The following is a 25,010-nucleotide window of genomic DNA, read 5'->3' as shown; positions in this document are numbered from 1 at the left end:
CAACGGGCATAGCCTTCACATTACAAAATGCTGCCAAAGTCGCAAGTGAAATTAATCAATGATTGCGCTGCGATCAGTAATACCACTAATTACAATAGAAACCACAGGGTTTATCAGGGATAAATAACAATGACTGAAATCATTTCCGCAGCGGTGCTTTTGATCCTGATTATGGATCCGCTTGGGAACCTGCCCATCTTTATGTCGGTGCTGAAACACACCGAGCCGAAGCGCCGCCGGGCGATCATGATCCGCGAGCTGCTCATCGCGCTGCTGGTGATGTTTATCTTCCTGTTCGCGGGTGAAAAGATCCTCGCGTTCCTGAATTTACGCGCTGAGACGGTTTCGATCTCTGGCGGCATTATTCTGTTCCTGATCGCCATTAAAATGATTTTCCCGAGCGCCGAAGGAAGCAGCAGCGGCCTGCCTGCGGGCGAAGAGCCGTTTATCGTACCGCTCGCGATCCCGCTGGTCGCCGGACCGACCATTCTGGCGACGCTGATGCTGCTCTCCCATCAGTATCCGAATCAGATGAGCCATCTGGTGATTGCTCTGCTGATCGCATGGGGCGGGACCTTCATCATCCTGCTACAGTCGTCGCTGTTCCTGCGCCTGCTGGGCGAAAAAGGGGTGAACGCGCTGGAACGCCTGATGGGGTTGATTCTGGTGATGATGGCGACGCAGATGTTCCTGGATGGAATTCGGGCGTGGATGAAGGGATAAGGTTGAGGAGTATATCGGGTAAAGGCGTTGTTCCGTTCACCTTCAGGACTGAAGAAGGTGTAGAGCCGCTGTAAAAAAGCCGGGTAGTGCTTGCGCTTGCCCGGCCTTCATATCACCGTTTTATCGGTCGGGTAAGGCGTCGCCGCCTTCCCGACAAACATCGCACTTAACTCAGCAGCGAAAACGCAATCATCCCAACAATCGCCCCTGTCGTGCCGAGGATGGTTTCCATCAGCGTCCAGGTTTTCAGGGTTTGCGCTTCGGTCGCGCCGGTAAATTTACCGAACAGCCAGAAGCCTGCGTCGTTTACGTGGGAGACCACGATAGAGCCGCCCGCGATACAGATAGACAGGGCCGCCATTTGCGCACCGGAGTAGTTCAGCTGTTCAATCACCGGCATCACCAGGCCGACCGCAGTCAGACAAGCTACCGTGGCAGAACCCTGAATAATACGCACCGCGGCTGCCAGCACGAAACAGGTCACGGCAATCGGTAAGCCCATCCCGGTCAGCGCTTCGCCCAGGGCCGGGCCCACGCCGGAATCAACCAGCACCTGCTTGAACACACCGCCTGCGCCAATCACCAGCAGAATAATACCCGCCGGTTGCAGCGCCGCGCCGCAGATCTCCATCACGCGGTCTTTCGGCATCCCCTGACGCATCGCCAGGCCGTAAATCGCCACCAGACACGCCACCAGAATCGCGGTGAACGGATGACCGATAAACTCGAACCATTCGTAAGCACTGGAACCGACCAGCACAAAGCGCGCGGCGATGGTTTTGAGGCCAACCAGCACCAGCGGCAGCAGAATCAGCGACAGGCTGAAGCCGAAGGACGGCATTTTGCCTTCGCCAAGGTGCGGCTCGGTGATGTCATCAGGAATGTGCAGCTCAACGTAGCGGCTGATAAAGTTGCCCCACAGCGGCCCGGCAATAATCATCCCCGGGATCGCGGCGCACAGGCCAATCAGAATCATCCAGCCAAAATCGGCGTGCATCTGAGACGCCAGCAGCATCGGCGCAGGGCCAGGCAGCAGGAACGCTGCGGCCGCCGCCACGCCCGCAAACAGCGGAATGACCAGCTTAACAAGGTTGGTGCCCGTGTGACGCGCCATGGAGAACGCCACACTAATCAGCAGCACCACGGCCACTTCAAAGAACAGCGGCAGCGCGCAAATCAGACCGGCCAGACCAATCGCGTAGTGCGCGCGGCTGTGGCCGAAGGATTTGAGCATCTTGACGGCAATCTGATCGACCGCGCCCGTCTCATGCAAAATCTTGCCAAACATCGCGCCGAGCGCGACCACAATCGCCAGGAAGCCCAGCGTGCCTCCCATCCCTTTTTCCATCGTCGCTGCGATTTTATCGAGCGGCATACCGGAAAAGAGACCTGCACCAATAGAAACCACCATCAAAGCAACGAAGGCATGCATACGCGCCTTCATCACTAAAAACAGCAGCAGCAAAACGGAGCCAACTGCTGTCAAAACTAGCGTTAATGTACTCAAAACTTACTGCCTTTTTTTAATGACCTCAATGGTGCTGGCAACAACACCGTCCAGCGGCTGATCGATATCGACGATCAGAACATCGCTTTCGTCTGCACCCGGTTCCTGCAGCGCTTCAAACTGCGTGACCAGCATCTGAGTTTTGAAGAAGTGGCCTTTACGGGCTTTAAGACGGCTTTCGATCACGTCGAAATCGCCTTTCAGATAGATAAAGGAGAGGTTTGGGTTACCGTCACGCAGCAGATCGCGATAGGTCTTTTTCAGCGCGGAGCAGACAATCAGCGACACTTTGTTGGTGCGCTGCATCGCAAACGCGGCATCGTTCAGCGCCTGCAACCAGGGCTTACGATCGTCGTCGTTCAGCGGTTCGCCAGCGGCCATTTTAGTGATGTTGCTGCGCGGGTGGAGGAAGTCGCCATCAAGAAACGCTGCCTGAAGTTGATGCGCCACTTCGCTGGCGACGGCAGATTTACCGCTACCGGAAACGCCCATCAGGACGTAAACGTGGTGATCGAGATTTGTCGTGCTCAAAGGGTGCCCCTCAGTCAATTGTTACGGGTAACAGTTATCGGTAACATTGTCCTGCCGGGGCTATGGAGAAGCAATATCCATTCGTGCGAGAAGTGAATAAGTGTGAGCTACTTCAAATTTGTCAGACTAAATTGATCCACCCGGTGACAAGGTGAAACCTAAATCTAACATTTTAGGCGTGACCACTTCACCACGAATGCGCGCCAGCAGGCGTTCCGCACCGATGCGGCCCATGCGTTCGCGCGGCGTCAGAACGCTCGCCAGACGTGGCTCCATCACCTGTCCGATATCGTGGCCGTGGAAACCGGCAATCGCCATATCGTCAGGGATTTTCAGGCCAAGACGCTGACATTCAAAGGCTGCGCCGACCGCAAGGTCATCGTTGGTACAGAATATACCATCAAGCTGCGGATACTCACGGCGGGCCTGGCGCATCAGCTCAATACCGGACGAATAGGAAGAGGATTGCTCCACCATCACGCTGTACGGCGTTAAGTTTGCGTCGAGCATTGCCTGCTCGTATCCCTTCTGTTTGATGATAGTACGTTCGTCGAGACGTGCGCCCAGATAGGCCACGTGGCGGTGACCGCGGGCGAGAATGGCGGCGGTCATCTGACGCGCGGCTTCGAAGTTATCGAACCCGACGGCAATATCCAGACAAGGGGACTGACTGTCCATCAGCTCCACCACCGGAATGCCGGCGACTTCTATCATCTTGAGTGTACGCGGCGTGTGAGTACGTTCCGTTAGGATCAGGCCGTCTATGTTCCAGGAAAGCATCGATTCAAGACGTTCCTCTTCCAGTTCCGGTTTGTACCCGTAGTGCGCGAGCATGGTTTGATAACCGTAGGCGTCAGTAACGCTTTCGATTCCACGCAGCACTTCGGCGAAGACCTGGTTGGTTAAGGAAGGAAGCAGAACACCGACCGCACGGCTGGTGGCATTGGAGAGAATATCGGGCGCGCGGTTGGGGATATAACCCAGTTCATCGAGAGCAGCGGCAATCTTGCCACGCAACGCCATGGAAACCTGTTCCGGGTTACGCAAAAAGCGGCTGACCGTCATTTTGGTCACACCGACGCGATCGGCCACATCCTGAAGTACGGGTCGTTTCTTTTTCATCGTCCTGAGAGAAACCTGTAATGAGACATTCTCTCAGTTTATCACGGACAAAGGCCAACCTTCCCCTGTCAAATGGGGAAGGTTGGCCTTTTATTTACGATTAATCACACGGGCGGCAGATCGAAGAGCAGAATTTCGCTCGCGCTGTCAGCATGAACGGACAGCGCCTGCTCATCCCAAATCGCCAGACCGTCAGCGGTGGTGGCTTTGGTGCCGTTGATTGTCACGTCACCTTTGACCACCTGAATCCACACGCGGCGGTTCGCGGCAATCTGTTGCACAGACTGTTCGTCTTTCGCCAGTGCCCAACGGTACAGTTCCATATCCTGATGCACTTTCAGGGAGCCATCACGCGCATCCGGGGAAAGCACCAGCTGTTTGCCCTGCAGGGCATCGAAGCGGCGCTGCTCGTAGCGCGGCGTGATGCCGGTTTCTTCTGGAATGATCCAGATTTGGTACAGGTGCAGTTTTTCTGTGTTGCTCGGGTTGTACTCCGAGTGACGAACCCCGGTACCGGCGCTCATAATCTGGAACTCACCGGCCGGAACCTGCTCTTCGTTACCCATGCTGTCTTTGTGCGCTACGGCGCCTTCCAGCACATAGGTCAGGATTTCCATGTCTTTATGCGGATGGGTACCGAAGCCCTGGCCCGCGTCAATCACGTCATCGTTAATCACGCGCAGTGCCGAGAAGCCCATGAAGTTCGGGTCGTAATAGTCCGCGAACGAGAAGGTATGCCATGAGTCCAGCCAGCCATGATTTGCGTGACCACGATCGCCTGCTTTACGTAAAAAGATCATTGTTTTTCACCCCAGTTCGTTTCGATGAAGTAAGTGTGGACGCAATTGGCCTGGGATCATAGAGGGTGAAAATTGACTCCTCTGTTCAAAAATTATGAACAAGCACAGAGGAGTCGACAGAGCTTACTTCGTGAGGGTAATCGTGGCAGGAGAAGCCTGCTCGAACCCGCGCTCGAGAATCTCCAGATTAGTGAGAACTTCAGATTCCTTGACGTAATTCGGCGCGCCTTTGGTGAGGGTGTCATACAGCGCATCGTAGACGCGGCCATAATCGCCGGTTTCCGGGGTGAGCTGTTCTTTTACCGTCACGCCTTCGTCATTGACATACTCCAGCACGCCGACCGATTCATCCGCCGCGAATCCCGGCTCGCCCGGCATGATATTGGCCTTCAGACTGGTCTCCTGCTGGTCGATACCGTATTTGATAAACGAGCCGCGGGTGCCGTGCACGATAAATTTCGGGTAGTCCGTTTTCACCAGATGACTGGTTTTGACGATCGCCTTTAAATCGCCGTAAAACAGCTGTGCTTCAAAGGTATCGTCCGGATTGGCTTTGTTGCGCAGGCTGCGGATATCGTAGGTCACGTGATCCGGGCGGCCCAACAGAGAGATTACCTGGTCCATGGTATGCACGCCCAGACCATAAAACGCGCCGTCCTGCGGCAGGCCGGGTTTGGTTTCCGCCACCGGACGATAGAGGTCGAAATGGCTTTCGATTTCAACGATATCGCCCAGCTTGCCGCTCTCAATGGCCTGTTTCGCCATCAGGAAGCAGGTATCAAAGCGACGGTTTTGGTACGGCGTGACGGTCAGCCCTTTGCTTTTTGCCAGCGCGAAGAGCTCTTTGGCCTCCGCAAGCGTCGGGGTGAAGGGTTTTTCCACCAGCACGTTTTTGCCCGCTTCCAGCGCGCGTTTCGCGTAGTCAAAGTGGCTGTCGGCATGGGTACAAACGATCACCAGTTTGACCTGCGGATCGCTTAACACCTCATCCAGATCGCTGGTGAAATGAATATGGGAATACTGTGGGGACTGCTCTTCAGGTTTCGCGTGACGGCGGAAGATATGCGCCACGTGCCAGCTGTCTTTACGGTTGAGAACATACGGAAGGTGATAGCGAGTGGTGCTTTTACCAAATCCAATAAATGCGCAATGTAATGTCATGGCTCAGTCCTTGTTAAGGTTGTTGGGACAACCATAGCGCAAGTTAAATGCGCGCGCATCCGCCGGTGCGAGCTTCACGTATGTGGGATGGAGAACGCTTCCCGAGGGGAACGGGCAGGTCTGTCTGGCTAAAACAGGAGAAAAAAAAAGCCAGCGCGAGGCTGGCTAAAGTAATACTGGAAGCAATGTGAGCAATGTCGTGCTTTCAGGTTTCCGTAGAGGTCTTCCTGAACGCGAGACAATAATAATCATTCTCATTCGCACTTGTCCAATACTTTTTGCAAAAAAAAGGGAGTTGACTCGAATTTCAAAGTCAATGATGTTGAAAGGGATATCAACCCACCGAGGACAAAAGAATGAGTGAGATAGTGATACGCCACGCTGAACCGAAAGATGCCGAAGCCCTGCGCCAAAATTATATGCATCCAGAGGTGTATCACGACACGCTACAACTCCCTCATCCTTCCCTTGAGATGTGGCAGGAACGCCTTAAACCTAAAGCTGGGCAAAAACGTCTTGTCGCCTGCATGGATGAGATTATTGTCGGTGATCTGGCGCTGCAGGTCGAAGCCAGCCCGCGACGCAGCCATGTGGCAACCTTTGGTATCAGCGTTGCGGCGCATGCTCAGGGGCGAGGCGTCGGAAGTGCACTCATGCGTGAGATGATCAACCTGTGCGACAACTGGATGCGCATCGAACGTATCGAACTCACGGTTTTTGCCGATAATCCTCCTGCGCTGGCGCTGTACAAGAAGTTTGGCTTTGAAATCGAAGGCACCGGAAAGAGATTCGCCCTGCGTAATGGCGAGTTTGTGGATGCCTATTATATGGCGCGGATGAAGTGAAAAATTGCCCGGTAGCGCTGCGCTGCCGGGCGACAACGTATCAGTACCCTGCCGTCAAATCATCCACCGACCGTGGATCGGATGCCCCGGAAAGGGAACCGTCGGGCGCCACCACAATGCTCTGCGTGCTCCCCATCGCCTCTTTCACCACCACTTTCTGCCCGCGCTGTTCCAGCAGTTTGATAGTGTCCGGGCTAAAGCCTTTTTCCACGCGCAGTTCGTCCGGCAGCCACTGATGGTGGAAGCGCGGCGCGTTGGTCGCTTCGGCCACGTTCATCCCGAAATCGATACTGTTGACCACCATTTGCAGCACGGTGGTGATAATTCGGCTTCCGCCTGGGCTACCCGTCACCAGCCAGGTTTTGCCGTCTTTCACCACGATGGTCGGAGACATGGAGGACAGCGGGCGTTTCTTCGGCCCAACGGCGTTGGCATCGCCGCCCACCAGCCCGTAAACGTTCGGCACGCCCGGTTTGGCGGAGAAGTCATCCATTTCGTTGTTTAGCAGAATGCCGCTGTTACCCGCCACAATCCCGGTGCCAAACACCGTGTTCAGCGTGTACGTCACCGCCACTGCGTTGCCGTCCTTATCCACCACCGAGAAATGGGTGGTCTGATTGCTCTCGTACGGCGCCAGTTTGCCGGGGCGGATCTGGCTGGACGGTTTCGCTTTGTTGATATCAATCTGATCCGCCAGCGATTTGGCATAGGCTTTGTTGGTTAGCGCCTGCCAGGGCACTTTGACAAAATCCGGATCGCCGAGATACTCCGAGCGGTCGGCATAGGCAAATTTTTCTGCCTCCGCCATCACCTGCATCGCATCGGCGCTACCGAAGCCAAATTTGTGCATATCGAAGTTTTCAAGAATGTTGAGGATCTGCACGATGTGGATCCCGCCGGAGGACGGTGGAGGCATTGAGAACACCTGATACCCGCGATAGTCACCGCTTATCGGTGTGCGCTCAACCGCTTTGTACTCCGCCAAATCCGCCTTGGTAATCAGCCCGCCGTTCTTTTGCATCTCGTCGGCAATCTGATCGGCAATCGCCCCTTTGTAGAAGGCATCCGGGCCGTTTTCCGCAATCAGCTCCAGGCTTTTCGCAAGATTTGTCTGCACCAGCTTGTCGCCTTTTTTCAGCGGCTCGCCGTCCTTCCAGAAGATCGCTTTACTGTTCTCATGGTTCGGAATCACTTCGCTGCCGTAGGTTTTGAGATCGTCCGCCAGCGCGTCATTGACCACAAACCCGTCGCGCGCCAGTTTGATGGCTGGCTGCACCACTTTGTTCAGCGGTAAGGTCCCGTATTTTTCCAGCGCCAGAGAGAACCCGGCGACGGTGCCCGGCGTGCCGCTTGCCAGATGGGATGTGAGGGATTTTTTACTGTCCGGATTCCCCTGATCGTCGAGGAACATATCGCGCGATGCCTGATTTGGCGCCATTTCGCGGAAGTCGATGGCCGTGGTATTGCCGTCTTTGGTGCGCAGCAGCATAAAGCCCCCGCCGCCAAGATTCCCCGCCTGCGGATGGGTTACCGCCAGGGCATAACCCACGGCCACCGCCGCATCAACTGCATTACCGCCCTGCTTGAGGATATCCACGCCGACCTGGGTGGCCATCGCGTCCACGGACGCCACCATCCCCTGCTTCGCCCTGACGGGATGGAAGACATCCTCTTCCACGCCGTAGGAGACTGGCGGTGCAGCAGGCGGGTTCGCCGCCACGGTAAATGTCCCGCCGGCCATCAGCGCAGCGATCGCTACCCAGCGCAAAAACGTTGGTTTTATCATTGTTGTTCTCCAGGTGAGGGATCCAGATTCCCGTTTAAGCCTGGTTCACAACTCCTAAAAAATCATCGTTGTGGCAGATTCGGGGTAAACTTAAGAGAGGCCTCAGAAGGAGGAAATGAGAATGAAACGACTACTAATCTTAACGGCACTGCTCCCGTTCGCCGTGCTCGCACAGCCACTGAATACCCTGAATAACCCGAACCAGCCGGGCTATGAAATCCCCAGCCAGCAGCGGATGCAGACCCAGATGATGGGCCAACAGCAGCAGCAAAAAGGGATGCTCAATCAACAGCTGCACACCCAGACGCAGATTCAGCAGCAGCACCTGCAAACGCAGATGAACAACAATACGCAGATGATTCAGCAGGGCCAGGTGCGGGAGCAGCCGCTGCCGAATACCAGCGGCGGCATGTTAAGCGGGGGAACAAGCCCGAGCAGCGGTCAGCAGCATATGCTGCCGCCGCGTTCGAATGGCGATATGCTTAATAATCCACAGAATTAAAGTTCGGGCCAATCACGTCAATCGCATCGGTACAGATGCAGTCCACGCCCCAGCGCAGCAGCTCTGCCGCTCGCTGGGGTTTGTTGACCGTATAAACCAGGATGTGCAGCCCGGCGTCTTTGAGCATCCTCACGCGCGCCTCATCCAGCAGGCGATGATTGAGATGGATCGACACACACCCTAAGTCAGTGGTCAGCTCGCGCCAGTCGTCACGCCACTCGTCCAGCAATAATCCCCGAGGCAGTTCCGGTGCGGCGGCTTGTGCGGCTTCCAGCGCGTCAATGTCAAACGACGACAGCAGCGGAGCGGTCATTCCTTCCCACAGTTCACGCGCGGCGAGGGCAATCACTTTTCCGGTGAGCGGCCCGGTGCCGGTCGTCGGTTTAATTTCGATATTGGCCATCATCCCGTGCTGGCGACAGCGATCGGCCACTTCCGCCAGCAGCGGCAACGGCTCGCCTTTGAATTCGCTGCTGAACCAGCTTCCGGCGTCTACGTTCAGCAGATCGCGCCACGGCAAGTCGCCCGCCACGCCCCAGCCGTTGCTGGTGCGCTCGAGGTTATCGTCATGCAGCAGGAAAATTTCGCCATCTTTCGACAGCTTGGCGTCGAATTCGATCATTGAATGACCGTAATACGCGCCCTTATCAATGGCCGCCAGGGTGTTTTCTGGTGCCCGTTTCCCGCCGCCTCGGTGGGCGACGATGTGAGGATATGGCCAGTTACTCATACGCGTTGTCCTGTTTCACCATCAAATAAGTGCAGATGATTTTCCGGCAGATGCAGCCACAGCGTGCTGCCCGCCTTTGGGCGTTCCTGATGCGCCAGACGCACCACCAGCTTTTGATCGCCCCAGCGTCCATGCGCCAGGTTGTCCGCGCCCAGCATCTCCAGCGTGTCCATCACCAGCGGCACGCCGCCTTCCGCCTGCGAGCTTAGCGCAATATGTTCCGGGCGGATACCGAGCGTCATTTTACGCCCGGCGTAGCCGCGATAAAACCAGTTCACCGGCAGCGCCATGCCGCTCTCCAGCTCAAAATGCGTGCCCGCGTTGCTGATGCGCCCTTCCAGCAGGTTCATCGCCGGGCTGCCGATAAAGCTGGCGACAAAGCGGCTGGCAGGTTTTTCATACACCTCCACCGGCGTGCCGATCTGCTCGGCGATACCTTTGTTCATCACCATCACGCGCTGCGCCAGCGTCATGGCTTCCACCTGATCGTGGGTGACGTACAGGGAGGTGGTTTTCAGGCGGCGATGCAGATGTTGCAGCTCAAGACGCATCTGCACGCGCAGTTTGGCGTCGAGGTTAGAGAGCGGTTCGTCGAACAGGAACACCGCCGGATCGCGCACGATGGCGCGGCCCATCGCCACGCGCTGACGCTGGCCGCCGGAAAGCTCACGCGGACGGCGTTTTAACAGGCCGTCCAGCTCCAGAATGCGCGCCGCCTCTTTCACCCGTTCGTCGATATGGCCTTTGCCCATCCCGCGAATTTTCAGGCCCCAGGCCATGTTCTCTTCCACGCTCATGTGCGGATAGAGGGCGTAGTTCTGGAACACCATCGCGATACCGCGATCTTTCGGCTCCATCTCGGTGACACGCTGGCGGTCAATCCAGATGTCGCCGCTGGTCACGCGCTCAAGCCCCGCCACCATGCGCAGCAGCGTCGATTTCCCACAGCCGGACGGGCCGACCATCACGATAAATTCACCGTCTGCCACGTCGAGGGTCAGGGGTTGAATCACCTGGGTTTTGCCGTCCCAGCTTTTAGTTACTGCCTGTAATTTTAATCCAGCCATCTTATTTCTCACTGTCTACTAAACCACGCACGAACGCGCGCTGCATGGCTAAAACGATAACGACCGGAGGGATCAGCGTGAGCAGCATCGCCGCCATCACCTGATTCCAGAGGGTGGTGCCTTCGCCGGTGGCGATCATCCCTTTGATGCCCGCCACGGCGGTGCCGAGATTAACGTCCTGCACAATCAGCAGCGGCCACAGGTACTGGTTCCAGCCGTAGATAAAGGTGATCACGAACAGCGCGGCGAGGTTGGTTCTGGAGAGCGGCAGCACGATATCGCGGAAAAAACGCATCGGCGATGCGCCGTCGATGCGCGCCGCTTCAATCAGTTCGTCCGGCAGGGTCATAAAGAACTGGCGGAACAGGAACGTCGCGGTGGCCGACGCCATCAGCGGCAGCGTCAGGCCCGCGTAGCTGTCGAGCATCCCGAGATTGGCGATCACCTCGACGGTCGGGAAAATACGCACTTCGACCGGCAGCATCAGAGTGATAAAGATCATCCAGAAGAAGAGGTTACGCAGGGGAAAACGGAACCAGACGATAGCGAAGGCCGAGAGCATCGACACCACGATCTTCCCCACCGTAATGCCAAAGGCCATGATGAAACTGTTGAGCATCATCAGCCAGAACGGCGCGCTGTTGGCCCCTACGCCCTGGGTCCAGATAGTTGCCATATTTTCGAAAAGATGGCCACCAGGCACCAGCGTCATCGGCGTGTCGAACACGGCTTTGGTATCCAGCGTGGCGGCAACAAAGGCCACGTACAGCGGGAACAGAATGACGATGATCCCGAGTATTAACAGGGTGTGGCTGAAAATCGTCAGCCCCGGACGGTTCTCAATCATTGGTAGCGCACCTTACTTTCGACATAGCGGAACTGAACCACCGTCAGCACAATCACCAGCCCCATCAGCACCACGGACTGCGCGGCAGAGGCCGACAGATCCAGCCCCGCAAAGCCTTCGCGATAGATTTTGTAGATAAGCGTGGTGGTCGCCTGTACCGGCCCACCGGCGGTGGCGGCGTCGATCACCGGGAAGGTGTCGAAGAAGGCGTAAACCAGGTTAACCACCAGCAGGAAGAAACTCACCGGCGCAATCAGCGGCAGCGCCAGTTTGAAGAAGCGGCGAATCGGCCCTGCGCCGTCAATCGCGGCGGCTTCGACCAGCGAGCGCGGAATGGATTGCAGCGCGGCGAAAAAGAACAGGAAGTTGTAGCTGATCTGCTTCCAGACCGAGGCAAACACCACCAGGAACATCGCCTGACCGCTGTTTTGCGCGTGGTTCCAGTCGTAGCCGAATTCACCGAGGAAATGGGTAATCAGCCCGCGCCCTGGATTAAACAGGAAGATCCACAGCACGGCGGCGACGGCAGGCGCGACGGCGTAGGGCAGCAGCATCAGCGTCTGATAGAGACGGCTGCCGCGCACCACATAATCCACCAGCGCCGCAAAAAACAGCGACACGACGAGGCCGCTGACCGTCACCATGGCGCTGAATTTGATCGTCGTCCAGAAGGAGTCGAGGTAATAGCTGTCGTGGAACAGCGCGGTAAAGTTATCCAGACCGACAAACTGGCTGGAAAGCCCGAACGGATCGACGCTTTGTACCGAGTACCAGAGCGCTTCGCCCGCAGGCCAGATAAAAAAGATGACGGTGATAATCAGCTGCGGGGCGACCAGCAAATAGGGCAGCCAGCGCGAACGGAATACCGGACGGGAGGATGACATTGAGATTGGATTCCTGAACAGTGCCGGATGACCCGGCCAACGAAGAGAATGTCCCCCTCGCAGGCCGGGTCATCCGGCATAAAAACATTAAGACTTCGTCGACTGCTCAAAGCGGCGCAGCAGCTGATTTCCGCGCTCTACCGCTGAATCCAGCGCCTGCTGTGGCGTTTTCTTACCGGTCCATACGCTTTCCAGCTCTTCATCCACGATGGTCCTAATCTGCGGCATGTTGCCCAGACGCAGACCTTTGGTGAACGGTAACGGCGGCTTGTTCAGCATCTGGCGCGTCGCGATATCCGCCCCTGGGTTTTTGTCATAGAAGCCCTGCTCGCGCGTCAGGTCGTAAGCGGCTTTGGTGATCGGCAGGTAGCCGGTCTTCTGGTGCCACTCGGCGGCGTTTTCAGGTTTCGCGAGGAAGTCGAGGAACTCCGCCACGCCTTTGTAGGTGCCGTTGTCTTTGCCCTGCATTACCCACAGGCTCGCTCCGCCGATGATGGCGTTCTGTGGTGCGCCCTTGGCATCGGCGTCATAAGGCATCATGCCCACGCCGTAGTTGAATTTGGCGTAGTGACGGATATCCGCCAGCGAACCGGAAGAGGCGGTGGTGATCGCACAGTCGCCGTTGTAAAACTTCTCGGTAGATTCGTCTTTACGGCCGAAGTAGCTGAAATCGCCCTTCTTATTCAGGGCCTCCAGCAGCGCGATGTGTTTCACCTGCTCGGGTTTGTTGAACTCCAGCACGGCGTCGGTGCCGTCAAAGCCATTGTTCTTCGTGGCGACCGGCAGACCGTGCCAGGCGCTGAAGTTTTCAATCTGAATCCAGCCCTGCCAGCCGCTCGCGTAGCCACACTTCATGCCTGCCGCTTTCAGTTTGGCGGTGTACTCCGCCAGGTCCTGCCAGGTTTTCGGCGGCTGATCCGGGTTTAAACCGGCTTTTTTGAAGGCGTCTTTGTTGTAATAGAGCACCGGCGTGGAGCTGTTAAACGGCTGAGACAGCAGATGCCCGGTTTTGGAATCGGTGTAGTAACCGGAAACCGTCGGCACAAACTGGGATTCATCGAAGTTAATGCCCGCGTCTTTAAACACTTCATAGACCGGTTTTATCGCTTTCGAGGCCATCATGGTGGCGGTGCCGACTTCATACACCTGCAGCAGCGCCGGTGCATTCCCGGTGCGGAACGCGGCGATGCCCGCGCTCAGGCTCTGCTCGTAGTTACCTTTGTACACCGGCACAATTTTGTAATCCGGATGGGTGTCGTTGAAACGCTGCGCCAGAGAATCAACCTCTTTGCCCAACTCCCCTTCCATGGAATGCCAGAACGGAATGGTCGTGACAGCCATTGCGTTCGTCGCAAAAGCCAGACCGATTGCCAGACCCAAAGCTGTGTGTCGTAACGATGTCATTGTCATCTCTCTTTTTTGTGCCGGATGCGCGATATCACGCGTTTTATGCTCGCGAGGTAACATGACATGCTCGAATGACAGAAAAATAACTGTTTATTTACAGAATGATGACAGACCGGGGTCAGGGGGATGATGGAATGGTGACGATAGCATGGCAAAAAAAAGCCGGGAGGCATCGCCCTACCCGGCCTGTGATTCAGGTTTTACTGGCCCGGTAAGCGCAGCGCCACCGGGCAACAGACAACTTAACCGCCTAAATATGCACTTCGCACCGCTTCGTTCGCTAGCAGCGCTTCGCCGGTATCGGACAGCACGACGTGGCCGTTCTCCAGCACGTAGCCGCGATCCGCGAGTTTCAGCGCCTGGTTGGCGTTTTGCTCCACGAGGAAGATGGTCATCCCCTCTTTACGCAGTTGCTCAATGGTGTCGAAAATCTGCTGAATGATGATCGGCGCAAGGCCGAGGGACGGCTCATCGAGCAGCAGCAGACGCGGCTGGCTCATCAGCGCACGACCAATCGCCAGCATCTGCTGTTCACCGCCTGACATGGTGCCCGCACGCTGAATACGGCGCTCATACAGGCGCGGGAAGAGTTCATACACGCGCTTAATGCGGGTCTGATACTGTTCGCGCTCGGCAAAGAAGCCGCCCATCGCCAGGTTCTCTTCCACCGTCATACGGGAAAACACGCGGCGGCCTTCCGGCACTATCGCCACGGCTTCGCGCATGATTTTCGCGGTCTGCCAGTCGGTAATGTCTTTACCGTCAAAGATGATACGCCCGCTGGAAGCACGCGGATCGCCGCACAGGGTGCCGAGCAGCGTGGTTTTCCCCGCGCCGTTGGCACCGATGAGCGTCACGATCTCACCCTGATTGATATGCAGGCTGACATCGTGCAGCGCCTGAATCTTGCCGTAGTGGGCATTCACCTTGTCAAAAGATAACATCGCTTTTTCCATATTATGACTCGCCCCCATCATGCTTCACCTAAGTAGGCGCGGATCACGTCCGGGTTATGTCGAATTTCTTCAGGCGTGCCGTTCGCCAGCGGCGTCCCCTGGTTGACGACGTAGATCCGATCCGAGATGCCCATCACCAGCTTCATATCGTGCTCAATCAGCAAAATGGTGGTGTCGTGATGGTTACGCAGCTCGACGATCAGCTCGTCCAGCTCTTTGGTCTCTTTCGGGTTCAGACCGGCGGCAGGCTCATCAAGCATCAGGATTTCCGGCTGCGTGACCATGCAGCGAACAATTTCCAGGCGACGCTGGTCGCCATAGGCCAGATTGCTGGCCTGACGATTTGCGTGCTGCAACAGCCCAATACGATCCAGCCAGGTTGCGGCGCGGTCCAGGGCTTCGCTCTGCGCGCGGCGGAAGGCCGGGGTTTTCAGCAGGCCGGAGAACACCCCGCTCTTCAGCTGCTGATGTTGTGCCACCAGCAGGTTTTCAATCACCGTCATTTCACGGAACAGGCGCACGTGCTGGAAAGTACGCACCACGCCCATACGGGCGATCTGTTGGCCCGGCAGCCCTTCGAGATGCTGATCGCGCAGCATGATGGTCCCGCCCGTCGGCTTGTAGAAACCGGTCAGGCAGTTAAACACCGTGGTTTTCCCTGCGCCGTTCGGGCCGATCAGGGAGACAATCTCTTTCGGGAACAGGTCCAGTGAGACGTTATTGACCGCCAGCAGGCCGCCAAAACGCATCATCAGGCCGTTCACGGATAATAATGGCTGACTCATGCCTGCTCTCCTTTCGCTTGCCCGTTCTTCAGCTTCAACTGTGGACGGGTCATCGGCAGCAAGCCCTGCGGACGCCAGATCATCATCAGTACCATCAAACCACCCAGCATCAACATGCTGTATTCGTTAAAGTCGCGCATCAGCTCGCGGGAGACCACCAGCAGAATCGCCGCGAGGATCACCGCAAACTGGGAGCCCATCCCGCCGAGTACCACGATGGCCAGCACAAAGGCTGATTCGGCAAAAGTGAAGGATTCCGGGCTGACGAAGCCCTGACGCGCGGCAAACAGCGTTCCGGCAAAACCGGCAAACGCGGCGCTGATGGTGAACGCGGTCAGTTTGATGCGCGTCGGGTTCAGCCCCAGGGAGCGGCAGGCGATTTCGTCTTCACGCAGCGCTTCCCACGCGCGGCCCAGCGGCATGCGCAGCAGACGGTTGATCACGAACAGGGTGATCACCACCAGCAGCAGCGCCACCAGGTAGAGCCAGATCACGCGGTCGGAGGGATCGTACTTCACGCCGAAGAAGTTGCTGAAAGTATCCCAGCCGCCTTCGCGCGCCGTGCGGCTGAACTCCAGGCCGAAGAAGGTCGGTTTCGGGATCTGGCTGATGCCGTTCGGACCGCCGGTCACTTCGGTGTTGTTGAGCAGCAGGATACGGACGATCTCGCCAAAGCCTAAGGTCACAATCGCCAGATAGTCACCGCGCAGACGCAGCACCGGAAAGCCGAGCAGGAAACCTGCGGCGGCAGACACCAGGCCCGCCAGCGGCAGACAGGTCCAGAAGCCCAGCCCGTAATAATGGTTCAGCAACGCAAAGGTGTAGGCACCGATGGCGTAAAAACCGCCATAGCCCAGCACCAGCAGGCCAGACAGACCGACCACCACGTTCAAGCCCAGACCCAGAATCACGTAGATCATGGTCAGGGTGGCAATATCCACCGTCCCGCGCGACACCATGAACGGCCACGCAACAGCGGCCACCAGCAGCGCCACCAGGAACAGTTTCTGCTTAACGGTCGAGCCATCAATGGCTGGCAGCACGAATTTCGGGCCAGAGACGTTTTTCATCGTCTTCTGGAACACCGGACGCAGCAGCTGGAACAGAAACACCACTGCCGTACCGACAAACACCCACTGCCAGCGGATATCCGCAGCGGTATCGACCACCAGTCGGGTGCCATCCAGTTCTAACTGCACACCCATAAAGACGCCCGCGAGGACGAAGAACATGGCGGCAGAGAGCAGCGCCATCGCAAAATGCATCGGTTTCATACTTTCTCTACCTCCGGACGACCCAGAATCCCGGTAGGCATCACCAGCAGCACCAGAATCAGCAGTGCAAAGGAGACGACGTCTTTATATTCGGTACTCAGATACGCCGAGGAGAGCGCTTCGGCAACGCCCAGAATCAGGCCGCCGATCATCGCACCAGGAATACTGCCGATCCCGCCGAGCACCGCAGCGGTAAAGGCTTTCATCCCGGCCATAAAGCCGATGTAGGGGTTGATAACGCCGTAGAACTGACCGAGCAGCACACCCGCCACCGCCGCCATCGCGGCACCAATCACAAAGGTCAGGGCGATCACGCGGTCGGTGTTAATACCCAGCAGGCTGGCCATTTTCAGGTCTTCTGCACAGGCGCGGCAAGCGCGGCCCATGCGGGAGTAACGGATGAAAATGGTCAACGCCAGCATCGCAAGGAAGGTCACAACCCAGATCACCAGCTGCATGGTCGTGATAGAAGCCGAGAAGTTTTCGCTGGCCCCGATAATCCACTGGCCGTTAAACAGGCTTGGCAGCGCCACATCGCGCGAGCCTTCCGTCAGGCTGACGTAGTTTTGCAGGAAGATGGACATCCCGATGGCGGAGATCAGCGCAATCAGACGTTTGGAGCTGCGCACAGGCCGATAGGCCACGCGCTCGATGCTCCAGCCGTAGGCGCTGGCAATCACAATCGCACCGACAAAACCGGCACCCACCAGCAGCCAGCTGCTGTCGATACCCATCATCATCAGTGCGGCAATGATCATAAAGGAGACATAGCTGCCTATCATATAGACCTCGCCGTGGGCGAAGTTGATCATGCCGATAATGCCGTAAACCATCGTGTAACCGATGGCGATCAGCGCATAGGTGCTTCCCAGCGTGACGCCGTTAAACATCTGCTGCAAGAAATAGAGAAACTGCTCGGACATAAGAAAACCTTTTTATAACCGCCCGTTTTGCGCGGGCGGCGGGATGATTATTTGGCTACCGAAGAAGAACCATCGGCGTGCCATTGGAAGACACCAAATTCAAATCCCTTTAGATCGCCTTTCTCATCCCAGTTCAGCGGCCCAATCACGGTGTTTGCTCCGTGTGCTTTTAAATCTTTCACTAAGTCCAGCGGCTCTTTGCTGCCGGTGCGCTCCATGGCAGTCGCCAGAGACTGCACCGCCGCGTAGGTGATCCAGACGTACGGACCGCTCGGATCTTTCTTCTGCGCTTTGAGTGCCTCCACGATAGCCTTGTTCGCCGGTTCCTGGTCATAACGTTTTGGCATTGTCACCAGCATGCCTTCGCCCGCATCGCCTGCGATGTTGGACAGAGACGCGTTACCCACGCCTTCCGGGCCCATAAACTGCGTTTTCAGACCGGTCGCGCGCGCCTGGCGCAGCATCTGGCCCATCTCCGGGTAGTAACCGCCGTAGTACACGAAGTCGATGTTCTCTTTTTGCAGGCGTGCCAGCAGGGCAGAGAAATCTTTCTCACCTGCGGTGATGCCGTCGAAGAAGACCACATTCGCGCCACCTTTTTTCAGGCCATCCTGTACGGAACGCGCGAGGCCTTCGCCGTATTGCTGTTTATCGTGAATGATCGCAATGCGCTGCGGCTTCACTTTCTCGAGGATATACTTCGCGGCAGTCGGCCCCTGAGAAGAGTCCAGACCGGCGGTACGCATGATGTGCTGATAGCCACGCTGCGTCAGCTCCGGATTGGTAGCGCCTGGCGTGATCATCAGAATGCCTTCGTCTTCATAGATATCTGAAGCGGGCTGCGTGGAAGAGGAGCACAGGTGGCCGATAACGTACTGAATACCGTCGTTAACGATTTTGTTCGCCACGGCGACGGCTTGTTTCGGATCGCAGGCGTCGTCATATTCCACGCCAACCAGCTTATCCCCTTTGATCCCGCCTTTGGCGTTGATGTCTTTGATCGCCTGACGCGCGCCGTTGAACTCCATATCACCCCACTGGGCAACCGGACCGGACATCGCACCGACGACGGCAACTTTAATCTCTTCCGCCATGGCTGCCTGCGAAATCGCTAATGCAACCATTCCCGCGATCAATGCTTTCGCGTTCCTTTTCATCTGTGAATCCCCATTCGTGACGTGATGTATATATTTTGTTTTATTATGGTTAAAAAGCATTCTGTACTTTTAATGAACAACGCTATTTTTACCAGTGCCTTTAATGGTTTAGCGCAGTTTTTTGATAAAAACCAGACTAAAATCTCTATTTTTCAGGCGATTAAGCAAAGATAATATTCTGAAATCAGACAGAGATAAACAAATAAAAGTGCAGTTTGCAGCATAAAATAACGGTACAAAGCACCGAATAAAACACTGCCTTTTAGAGTAAAATTCTGCTTAATTTTCGATCCCTGCTCTTTCTCGCTACACATCGCGTTGCTAAAAAAGTAATCAGCTGGAGAATGGTTCAAAAAAGGGGAAGCCGCTGAAGAGATAAATTGAGTACACTGCCTTTACTCTTTTTGATTTGGACAAGCAGCTAATGAAACTGACCATCCTTCGTCTGGTGTCCTTTAGCGACCAGGATCATATCGACCTGGGCAAGATCTGGCCGGAATATTCTCCTTCCTCCCTGACCGTGGATGAAACCCATCGAATTTATGCCGCCCGCTTTAACGAGCGTCTGCTGGGCGCAGTGCGCGTGACCCTGAGCGGAACCGATGGCGCGCTGGACTCCCTGCGCGTGCGGGAAATCACCCGCCGTCGCGGCGTGGGGCAGTATTTGATTGAAGAGGTGATTCGCGATAATCCGGACGTGTCAGCCTGGTGGATGTCCGATATCGGTGTGGAAGACCGCAGCGTGATGTCTGCATTTATGCAGGCGACAGGGTTCGCAGAGCGGGAGAATGGGTGGGAGCGGCGGTGACGGCAGTCCTTTCCCCTTAATCCCTCATTCTGATCCCCCTGATGCTTATCGTCGAAGGGGGAGTTTTCCCCCAAAGGAACTTTTACAGTCAATACTGCCCCGCATCCTGGCCAGGGAATATTCGGGTTATATCGCTTTAAAGCACGCATTCATCTTTTATTTTTCAAATGAAATAATTATTTTTAGTCGCACGTAATAATTCGGCGAAATAATTCATGAAAGATATAACTTCCAACTCTCTATACGATGTGCATTATGGAATGCATTACAATTTCACGTCACCTTTAGAAGACGACGTTTTCTTTTCTCTCATACCTGAAAGAAACATACCTGAAACCTTCTCTCCAATTATTGATGAAGAAAATGGTTTGTGCATTGGCTATCTCAATAATAGCATGTCAGATATTTATGATGTCTATGATTACAATGGATACTATGTTACCAGGATGGAGTTGCCGTTAGAACATCCCTGGTTCGATCCTTTGGATTTTGTATTTGTTGGCGCTTTAATTTTCAAAGCGTTTCGATTTGGCTCATTTTCATTTAAGGCATTAACCCAGCGAGGATTATTTGTCGAGTTAAAATCCTTACTCGGCGAAGGTATCATGAATATCCTTAGAGGAAGGATTAAGGTGGGGTTGTCTCCTGAAGCATTAAAATTTACACCAGCAGCGGCAAAACATATGGAAGAACCCGCCAGGTACGTTCCCGTTTACATCCAGGAAAAAGCGCTTCGCTATGGGAGAAGAATGCCGGACCTACTGCGTAAATCGGATCTCAAAACGATTCGCTATGAGATAGGCATTCGTCGTTCAAGGTATAATAAACATTTAGGAAGCTATGAGAACAAAGATTATACTCTTGAAGTTATTGTCAATGAGAACAACTGGACCATCACGCATTTTGCATACAAACCTTTGAGGTAATTAATGTGCTGCAGATTATTAATAATGAAGTCAGCTTAACGATAACGCCTTATGAGAAAATGATTAATACGTCCGAACCTGGATTTTATCATGAGTATCTACATTTGTATGTCGAGTTCAAATCCAAAGGTATAAGCCTCGATACAAAATGGGATTGCTTTGTTGGTGAGTTTGAGGAATTCCATAGACAACTCGTAGAATTACGCGACATTAACAGTAACAAAGAAATCACCTTCAGCCCAATGGAGGGAATGATTACGCTGACGGTCGGAAAAAATATGCAGCCTAGTGAGAGTTATTATTTGAAATTTAAACTCTCAACGGAAGTACGCGCTGAGATTTCTGTCGAGGGCATTATCGGGATGGATCAAACGTATATACATGAAATTATTCATGGGGTTCGTCAAATAATTAATTTCTGATTCCCTTCATCAGCGGTTGGATAGGTGTGACACATTATCAGAGAACCCTCTCCCGAAGGGAGAGGGTTACTGTAATTACTTAGCGTCGGTCGCTGAACCGTCTGCATGCCAAGTAAAGACACCGAACTCAAAACCTTTCAGATCGCCCTTCTCGTCCCAGGACAGCGGCCCCATGACGGTATCGACGGAGTTCGCTTTCAGCCAGGTCGCAATCTCAGCCGGATCGGCTGACTGGTTCAGGCCTGCCTGCAGGGATTGCAGCGCTGCGTAGGTGGTCCACACGAACGCGCCGCTTGGATCTTGTTTCTTGGCCTTGATGGCATCCACGATCGGTTTGTTCGCTGGAACTTGATCGTAGTTCTTCGGCTTGGTGACCAGCATCCCTTCAGCCGAGTCGCCCGCGATGTTAGACAGGGAAACGTTCGCCACGCCCTCTGGCCCCATGAACTGTGTTTTCAGACCGGCCGCGCGCGCCTGACGCAGGATCTGGCCCATTTCCGGGTGATAACCGCCGTAGTACACGAAGTCGATGTTCTCTTTCTTCAGACGCGCCACCAGCGTGGAGAAGTCTTTCTCACCGGCGGTGATGCCGTCGAAGAACACCACTTTCGCATTGGCTTTTTTCAGGCTGTCCTGTACGGAGCGCGCCAGGCCTTCGCCGTACTGCTGTTTATCGTGAACAATCGCGATGCGCTGCGGCTTCACTTTCTCAAGAATGTATTTCGCGGCGGTTGGGCCCTGGTCGGAGTCCAGACCGGTGGTACGCAGAATCAGTTTATACCCACGCGCGGTCAGCTCTGGAGCGGTCGCCGCCGGAGTGATCATCAGAATGCCTTCGTCTTCGTAGATATCAGACGCAGGCTGGGTGGATGAGGAGCACAGGTGACCTATAACGTATTTGATCCCGTCGTTCACCACTTTGTTCGCCACTGCTACCGCTTGTTTCGGGTCGCAGGCATCGTCATATTTTACGATCTGCAGTTTTTCGCCTTTGATGCCGCCCTTGGCATTAATGTCTGCAACCGCTTGTTCTGCGCCGGTAAATTCCTGGTCGCCGTATTGCGCTACCGGACCGGACATCGCACCGACAACAGCCACTTTAATATCCGCCTGAGCCATAGTGCTGAATGCCAACGCGATACATCCTGCCAGTAACGCTTTACCCTTCATATTCATCCTGAGATTCCCCATTATTATGGTTATTACGATTGTTGTGATGTTGTTGTGTAGCGCTTTATTTCAATTATAGGTCTGCCGTCCGCGCTTTTTCAGCACACTCTGCTAAAACATACCCCATTTTTATGATTTTGGAATAGCTAATTTGAAATGTAACTATGCCAGCCCGGTGCAGTTTTGCGACCGGGCTCGGGCTTTATCGAGTCAGCGAGGCAGAGATGATATCCAGCGCTTTGCGGAACTGCGCGTCAGGAATGGTGAGTGGATAGAGAAAACGAATGACGTTGCCGTACACGCCGCAGCTGAGCAGCAACAGCCCTTCCGCCAGCGCGCGCTCCTGAACCTGGCGGGTAAATTCCGGTGAGGGCTGCCCGGTCTCGGGATCGTTGAACTCCACCGCCACCATCGAGCCTTGCGCGCGGATGTCAGCGATATATGGGCAACCAGATTTGGCCTTGCTCAGCACTTCCACCAGATGATGGCCCAGGTGCGATGCGCGAGCGCACAGATCCTCTTCGTCGATCACGTCTAGCACCGCCAGTGCCGCCGCAATCGCCAGCGGGTTCCCGGCGTAGGTGCCGCCCAGCCCGCCCGGTGCGGGAGCGTCCATCACCTCGGCACGGCCCGACACCGCCGAGAGCGGCATCCCACCCGCCAGGCTTTTCGCCATGGTGATCAGATCCGGTTTAACGCAGTGATGCTCCATCGAGAACAGTTTCCCGGTACGGGCAAAGCCGGTCTGCACTTCGTCAGCGATCAGCAAAATTCCGTGGGTGTCGCACAGGGCGCGCAGCCCTTGCATAAAATCGGGCGGCGCGACGTTGAATCCGCCTTCACCCTGAACCGGTTCGAGGATAATCGCTGCCACCTGATCCGGGGCGATATCGGCTTTAAAGATACGCTCAAGGCTTTTCAGGGCGTCCTGAGAACTCACGCCGTGCAGCGTGTTGGGATATTGCGCGTGATAGACCGAGCCAGGGAACGGGCCGAAGCCGAGTTTGTAGGGCGCCACTTTGCCTGTGAGAGCCATGGTCATAAAGGTACGCCCGTGGAAGGCGCCGCCGAACGTGATAAGACCGGGTCGTTTGGTGTAGGCGCGGGCGATTTTGACCGCGTTTTCGACGGCTTCTGCGCCCGTCGAGAAGAAGGCGGTTTTGGCTGGCCCTTCAATCGGCACACGGGCATTGATGCGCTCTGCGAGGGCGATATAGCCTTCGTACGGCACAATCTGGTACGCCGTGTGGGTAAACGACTGAAGCTGCTTTTCGATGGCGGCGATCACTTTGGGATGGCGATGGCCCGTGTTCAGCACTGCAATCCCGGCGGCGAAGTCGATCACTTCGTTGCCTTCGATATCCCACAGCGTCGCGTTTTCCGCTTTATCGGCGTAGAAACCGCACATCACCCCGATGCCGCGCGGCGTTGCCTGCAAACGCCGTTCATTTAACTCGTGATTGTTCACCCTGTCCCCCTAAGATTCGCATGCGTAGCGCATCTGTAAGTGTTTGCCAGGGGGGAGGAATTCGCCAGAGCGGTCGTTAAAAAAACAAAACCCCCAGATTTTCATCCAGGGGTTATCGGGGAACTTCGCGGGAATTACGCTTCGATAGCGGCGCGAAGTTTTTTCATGGCGTTCTTTTCAAGCTGACGCACACGCTCTGCTGAAACGCCGTAGCGGTCGGCCAGCTCCTGCAGGGTGGACTTGTTGTCTTCGTCCAGCCAGCGGGCGCGGATAATCGCCTGGCTACGCTCGTCGAGACCTTCCATCGCGTGGGTGAGTTTGTTCGCGGCCTGATCTTCCCAGTTATCCTCTTCGATGCCGTCGGCAAAGTTAGAGGTTTTATCCTGCAGATACAGAACCGGTGCCATCGGCTGGCTATCCTGCGCATCGTCGTCAGAAGACATATCGAATGTCATGTCCTGAGCGGCCATACGGGATTCCATCTCACGCACATCTTTGCTGGAAACGCCCAGCTCACGCGCTACCATTTCGACTTCATCCTGATTGAACCAGCCCAGACGCTGCTTGGCTTTACGCAGGTTGAAAAACAGTTTGCGCTGTGCTTTGGTCGTAGCGACTTTCACAATACGCCAGTTACGCAGCACGTATTCGTGAATTTCCGCTTTGATCCAGTGAACGGCGAAGGAGACCAGTCGCACACCCACTTCCGGGTTGAAGCGACGTACAGCCTTCATCAGACCGATGTTACCTTCCTGAATCAAGTCCGCCTGCGGCAGACCGTAACCCGAGTAATTACGAGCAACGTGAACAACAAAGCGCAGGTGAGACAGGATCAGCGTCTTAGCTGCTTCCAGATCGCCCTGGTAATGCAGCTTTTCAGCAAGCTCCTTTTCTTCCTCAGCCGTCAACATCGGCCAGGTGTTCGCAGCCCGGATATAAGATTCCAGGTTACCAACAGGGGCTAAAGCTAAAGTTTGCATTTCTTTGGTCATTCATTCCTCTCAATTTAGTGTCTTCTGGCGTTTGTTTGTCCCCATCAGGCAACAAGCATGCCAAAGCATTTGAGCAGTGAGACTAACATTCACATTTTTATCAGACCGTGATTTTATCCACAAGTTCCATGTAATGCTGTGAATAAATTACGCACAAATTGTGACATGGACAACTGATTGCGGGGGAGAGCCAACAGGGACTCTTTCCCTGCAGAGT

General features: G+C 55.3%; 25 protein-coding genes. 6 read left to right on the top strand and 19 right to left on the bottom strand.

Going from position 1 to position 25,010, the window contains the following annotated elements; genetic code table 11:
• Window positions 1-129 precede the first annotated feature (129 nt).
• Window positions 130-723 carry an NAAT family transporter YhgN gene (yhgN, locus tag ETG88_RS04430; protein WP_015960802.1) on the top strand — a complete coding sequence of 198 codons (594 nt, stop codon included), beginning with the start codon at window positions 130-132 and terminating at the stop codon, window positions 721-723.
• Between the two features lie 166 nt (window positions 724-889).
• Here the strand turns inward: yhgN and gntU are convergent, their stop codons facing one another.
• From gntU to ETG88_RS04405, 5 genes are all read right to left on the bottom strand, one after another.
• On the bottom strand, window positions 890-2,230 hold the full coding sequence (gene gntU / locus ETG88_RS04425; RefSeq protein ID WP_129034774.1) for a gluconate transporter: 1,341 nt from the start codon (window positions 2,228-2,230) through the stop codon (window positions 890-892).
• Between the two features lie 3 nt (window positions 2,231-2,233).
• Window positions 2,234-2,761: a gluconokinase gene (gene gntK, locus ETG88_RS04420; protein ID WP_100778572.1), complete on the bottom strand. Its 528-nt coding sequence runs from the start codon at window positions 2,759-2,761 to the stop codon at window positions 2,234-2,236.
• 126 nt (window positions 2,762-2,887) lie between these two features.
• On the bottom strand, window positions 2,888-3,883 hold the full coding sequence (gntR, locus tag ETG88_RS04415) for a gluconate operon transcriptional repressor GntR (RefSeq protein ID WP_129034773.1): 996 nt from the start codon (window positions 3,881-3,883) through the stop codon (window positions 2,888-2,890).
• Window positions 3,884-3,987: 104 nt separating this feature from the next.
• Complete coding sequence (locus tag ETG88_RS04410) at window positions 3,988-4,683, bottom strand: pirin family protein (RefSeq protein WP_129034772.1); 696 nt, start codon at window positions 4,681-4,683, stop codon at window positions 3,988-3,990.
• A gap of 123 nt (window positions 4,684-4,806) precedes the next feature.
• The gene (locus tag ETG88_RS04405; protein ID WP_129034771.1) at window positions 4,807-5,844 is read right to left on the bottom strand and encodes an oxidoreductase; all 1,038 of its coding nucleotides are present in this window, start codon (window positions 5,842-5,844) and stop codon (window positions 4,807-4,809) included.
• A gap of 356 nt (window positions 5,845-6,200) precedes the next feature.
• Between ETG88_RS04405 and yhhY the strand changes: the two genes are divergently transcribed.
• The gene (gene yhhY / locus ETG88_RS04400) at window positions 6,201-6,689 is read left to right on the top strand and encodes an N-acetyltransferase (RefSeq protein WP_129034770.1); all 489 of its coding nucleotides are present in this window, start codon (window positions 6,201-6,203) and stop codon (window positions 6,687-6,689) included.
• A 40-nt stretch (window positions 6,690-6,729) separates the two neighbouring features.
• Here the strand turns inward: yhhY and ggt are convergent, their stop codons facing one another.
• A complete protein-coding gene (gene ggt, locus ETG88_RS04395) occupies window positions 6,730-8,475 on the bottom strand; it encodes a gamma-glutamyltransferase (protein ID WP_187469901.1) in 1,746 nt (581 codons plus the stop codon).
• 121 nt (window positions 8,476-8,596) lie between these two features.
• Between ggt and ETG88_RS04390 the strand changes: the two genes are divergently transcribed.
• Window positions 8,597-8,977 (top strand): DUF2756 family protein, encoded by a 381-nt coding sequence (locus ETG88_RS04390; protein WP_102105319.1) that lies wholly within the window; start codon window positions 8,597-8,599, stop codon window positions 8,975-8,977.
• Here ETG88_RS04390 and ugpQ read toward each other — a convergent pair.
• The 10 genes from ugpQ to livK form a co-directional block, all read right to left on the bottom strand.
• On the bottom strand, window positions 8,958-9,707 hold the full coding sequence (gene ugpQ, locus ETG88_RS04385; RefSeq protein WP_129034769.1) for a glycerophosphodiester phosphodiesterase: 750 nt from the start codon (window positions 9,705-9,707) through the stop codon (window positions 8,958-8,960). The two genes, ETG88_RS04390 and ugpQ, sit on opposite strands and share 20 nt — an antisense overlap.
• Window positions 9,704-10,774, bottom strand: coding sequence for a sn-glycerol-3-phosphate import ATP-binding protein UgpC (locus ETG88_RS04380; RefSeq protein ID WP_123429800.1), 1,071 nt, complete (start codon window positions 10,772-10,774; stop codon window positions 9,704-9,706). Before ETG88_RS04380 ends, ugpQ begins: the two co-directional genes overlap by 4 nt.
• 1 nt (window position 10,775) lies before the next feature.
• A complete protein-coding gene (ugpE, locus tag ETG88_RS04375) occupies window positions 10,776-11,621 on the bottom strand; it encodes a sn-glycerol-3-phosphate ABC transporter permease UgpE (RefSeq protein WP_107702697.1) in 846 nt (281 codons plus the stop codon).
• Window positions 11,618-12,505, bottom strand: coding sequence for a sn-glycerol-3-phosphate ABC transporter permease UgpA (gene ugpA, locus ETG88_RS04370; protein ID WP_100778563.1), 888 nt, complete (start codon window positions 12,503-12,505; stop codon window positions 11,618-11,620). Before ugpA ends, ugpE begins: the two co-directional genes overlap by 4 nt.
• 87 nt (window positions 12,506-12,592) lie before the next feature.
• A complete protein-coding gene (gene ugpB, locus ETG88_RS04365; RefSeq protein ID WP_100778562.1) occupies window positions 12,593-13,909 on the bottom strand; it encodes a sn-glycerol-3-phosphate ABC transporter substrate-binding protein UgpB in 1,317 nt (438 codons plus the stop codon).
• Window positions 13,910-14,154: 245 nt separating this feature from the next.
• A complete protein-coding gene (gene livF / locus ETG88_RS04360; RefSeq protein ID WP_100780798.1) occupies window positions 14,155-14,868 on the bottom strand; it encodes a high-affinity branched-chain amino acid ABC transporter ATP-binding protein LivF in 714 nt (237 codons plus the stop codon).
• Window positions 14,869-14,885: 17 nt separating this feature from the next.
• Window positions 14,886-15,653 (bottom strand): high-affinity branched-chain amino acid ABC transporter ATP-binding protein LivG, encoded by a 768-nt coding sequence (gene livG / locus ETG88_RS04355; protein ID WP_100778561.1) that lies wholly within the window; start codon window positions 15,651-15,653, stop codon window positions 14,886-14,888.
• Window positions 15,650-16,927 (bottom strand): branched chain amino acid ABC transporter permease LivM, encoded by a 1,278-nt coding sequence (gene livM, locus ETG88_RS04350; RefSeq protein ID WP_100778560.1) that lies wholly within the window; start codon window positions 16,925-16,927, stop codon window positions 15,650-15,652. The genes livG and livM overlap by 4 nt, the downstream gene beginning before the upstream one ends.
• Complete coding sequence (gene livH / locus ETG88_RS04345) at window positions 16,924-17,850, bottom strand: high-affinity branched-chain amino acid ABC transporter permease LivH (protein ID WP_100778559.1); 927 nt, start codon at window positions 17,848-17,850, stop codon at window positions 16,924-16,926. The genes livM and livH overlap by 4 nt, the downstream gene beginning before the upstream one ends.
• Before the next feature lie 47 nt (window positions 17,851-17,897).
• Window positions 17,898-19,007 carry a high-affinity branched-chain amino acid ABC transporter substrate-binding protein LivK gene (gene livK / locus ETG88_RS04340; RefSeq protein WP_102105315.1) on the bottom strand — a complete coding sequence of 370 codons (1,110 nt, stop codon included), beginning with the start codon at window positions 19,005-19,007 and terminating at the stop codon, window positions 17,898-17,900.
• Window positions 19,008-19,431: 424 nt separating this feature from the next.
• Between livK and panM the strand changes: the two genes are divergently transcribed.
• From panM to ETG88_RS04320, 3 genes are all read left to right on the top strand, one after another.
• Window positions 19,432-19,815 (top strand): aspartate 1-decarboxylase autocleavage activator PanM, encoded by a 384-nt coding sequence (gene panM, locus ETG88_RS04330; protein WP_102105314.1) that lies wholly within the window; start codon window positions 19,432-19,434, stop codon window positions 19,813-19,815.
• Window positions 19,816-20,030: 215 nt separating this feature from the next.
• Window positions 20,031-20,741, top strand: coding sequence for a hypothetical protein (locus tag ETG88_RS04325; protein ID WP_129034768.1), 711 nt, complete (start codon window positions 20,031-20,033; stop codon window positions 20,739-20,741).
• Window positions 20,742-20,746: 5 nt separating this feature from the next.
• Window positions 20,747-21,163 carry a WapI family immunity protein gene (locus tag ETG88_RS04320; RefSeq protein ID WP_129034767.1) on the top strand — a complete coding sequence of 139 codons (417 nt, stop codon included), beginning with the start codon at window positions 20,747-20,749 and terminating at the stop codon, window positions 21,161-21,163.
• A gap of 75 nt (window positions 21,164-21,238) precedes the next feature.
• Here the strand turns inward: ETG88_RS04320 and livJ are convergent, their stop codons facing one another.
• The 3 genes from livJ to rpoH form a co-directional block, all read right to left on the bottom strand.
• Window positions 21,239-22,339: a branched chain amino acid ABC transporter substrate-binding protein LivJ gene (livJ, locus tag ETG88_RS04315; protein WP_142503677.1), complete on the bottom strand. Its 1,101-nt coding sequence runs from the start codon at window positions 22,337-22,339 to the stop codon at window positions 21,239-21,241.
• A gap of 196 nt (window positions 22,340-22,535) precedes the next feature.
• A complete protein-coding gene (locus ETG88_RS04310; RefSeq protein WP_123429804.1) occupies window positions 22,536-23,801 on the bottom strand; it encodes a 4-aminobutyrate--2-oxoglutarate transaminase in 1,266 nt (421 codons plus the stop codon).
• A 134-nt stretch (window positions 23,802-23,935) separates the two neighbouring features.
• On the bottom strand, window positions 23,936-24,793 hold the full coding sequence (gene rpoH, locus ETG88_RS04305; protein WP_059180334.1) for an RNA polymerase sigma factor RpoH: 858 nt from the start codon (window positions 24,791-24,793) through the stop codon (window positions 23,936-23,938).
• Window positions 24,794-25,010 lie beyond the last annotated feature (217 nt).

This window comes from Lelliottia nimipressuralis (assembly GCF_004115925.1).
Lineage (GTDB): Bacteria > Pseudomonadota > Gammaproteobacteria > Enterobacterales > Enterobacteriaceae > Enterobacter > Enterobacter nimipressuralis.
Note: the sequence above shows the minus strand (reverse complement) of the source record. Positions and strands in the feature narration are given on the sequence as shown.

What these genes read in the sequence shown, in the direction of transcription:
- yhgN (WP_015960802.1), top strand. Translation starts at nt 130, where the DNA reads ATGACTGAAATCATTTCCGCAGCGGTGCTTTTGATCCTGATTATGGAT.
- gntR (WP_129034773.1), bottom strand. Translation starts at nt 3,883, where the DNA reads ATGAAAAAGAAACGACCCGTACTTCAGGATGTGGCCGATCGCGTCGGT.
- ETG88_RS04410 (WP_129034772.1), bottom strand. Translation starts at nt 4,683, where the DNA reads ATGATCTTTTTACGTAAAGCAGGCGATCGTGGTCACGCAAATCATGGC.
- ETG88_RS04405 (WP_129034771.1), bottom strand. Translation starts at nt 5,844, where the DNA reads ATGACATTACATTGCGCATTTATTGGATTTGGTAAAAGCACCACTCGC.
- yhhY (WP_129034770.1), top strand. Translation starts at nt 6,201, where the DNA reads ATGAGTGAGATAGTGATACGCCACGCTGAACCGAAAGATGCCGAAGCC.
- ggt (WP_187469901.1), bottom strand. Translation starts at nt 8,475, where the DNA reads ATGATAAAACCAACGTTTTTGCGCTGGGTAGCGATCGCTGCGCTGATG.
- ETG88_RS04390 (WP_102105319.1), top strand. Translation starts at nt 8,597, where the DNA reads ATGAAACGACTACTAATCTTAACGGCACTGCTCCCGTTCGCCGTGCTC.
- ugpQ (WP_129034769.1), bottom strand. Translation starts at nt 9,707, where the DNA reads ATGAGTAACTGGCCATATCCTCACATCGTCGCCCACCGAGGCGGCGGG.
- ETG88_RS04380 (WP_123429800.1), bottom strand. Translation starts at nt 10,774, where the DNA reads ATGGCTGGATTAAAATTACAGGCAGTAACTAAAAGCTGGGACGGCAAA.
- ugpE (WP_107702697.1), bottom strand. Translation starts at nt 11,621, where the DNA reads ATGATTGAGAACCGTCCGGGGCTGACGATTTTCAGCCACACCCTGTTA.
- ugpA (WP_100778563.1), bottom strand. Translation starts at nt 12,505, where the DNA reads ATGTCATCCTCCCGTCCGGTATTCCGTTCGCGCTGGCTGCCCTATTTG.
- ugpB (WP_100778562.1), bottom strand. Translation starts at nt 13,909, where the DNA reads ATGACATCGTTACGACACACAGCTTTGGGTCTGGCAATCGGTCTGGCT.
- livF (WP_100780798.1), bottom strand. Translation starts at nt 14,868, where the DNA reads ATGGAAAAAGCGATGTTATCTTTTGACAAGGTGAATGCCCACTACGGC.
- livG (WP_100778561.1), bottom strand. Translation starts at nt 15,653, where the DNA reads ATGAGTCAGCCATTATTATCCGTGAACGGCCTGATGATGCGTTTTGGC.
- livM (WP_100778560.1), bottom strand. Translation starts at nt 16,927, where the DNA reads ATGAAACCGATGCATTTTGCGATGGCGCTGCTCTCTGCCGCCATGTTC.
- livH (WP_100778559.1), bottom strand. Translation starts at nt 17,850, where the DNA reads ATGTCCGAGCAGTTTCTCTATTTCTTGCAGCAGATGTTTAACGGCGTC.
- livK (WP_102105315.1), bottom strand. Translation starts at nt 19,007, where the DNA reads ATGAAAAGGAACGCGAAAGCATTGATCGCGGGAATGGTTGCATTAGCG.
- panM (WP_102105314.1), top strand. Translation starts at nt 19,432, where the DNA reads ATGAAACTGACCATCCTTCGTCTGGTGTCCTTTAGCGACCAGGATCAT.
- ETG88_RS04325 (WP_129034768.1), top strand. Translation starts at nt 20,031, where the DNA reads ATGAAAGATATAACTTCCAACTCTCTATACGATGTGCATTATGGAATG.
- livJ (WP_142503677.1), bottom strand. Translation starts at nt 22,339, where the DNA reads ATGAATATGAAGGGTAAAGCGTTACTGGCAGGATGTATCGCGTTGGCA.
- rpoH (WP_059180334.1), bottom strand. Translation starts at nt 24,793, where the DNA reads ATGACCAAAGAAATGCAAACTTTAGCTTTAGCCCCTGTTGGTAACCTG.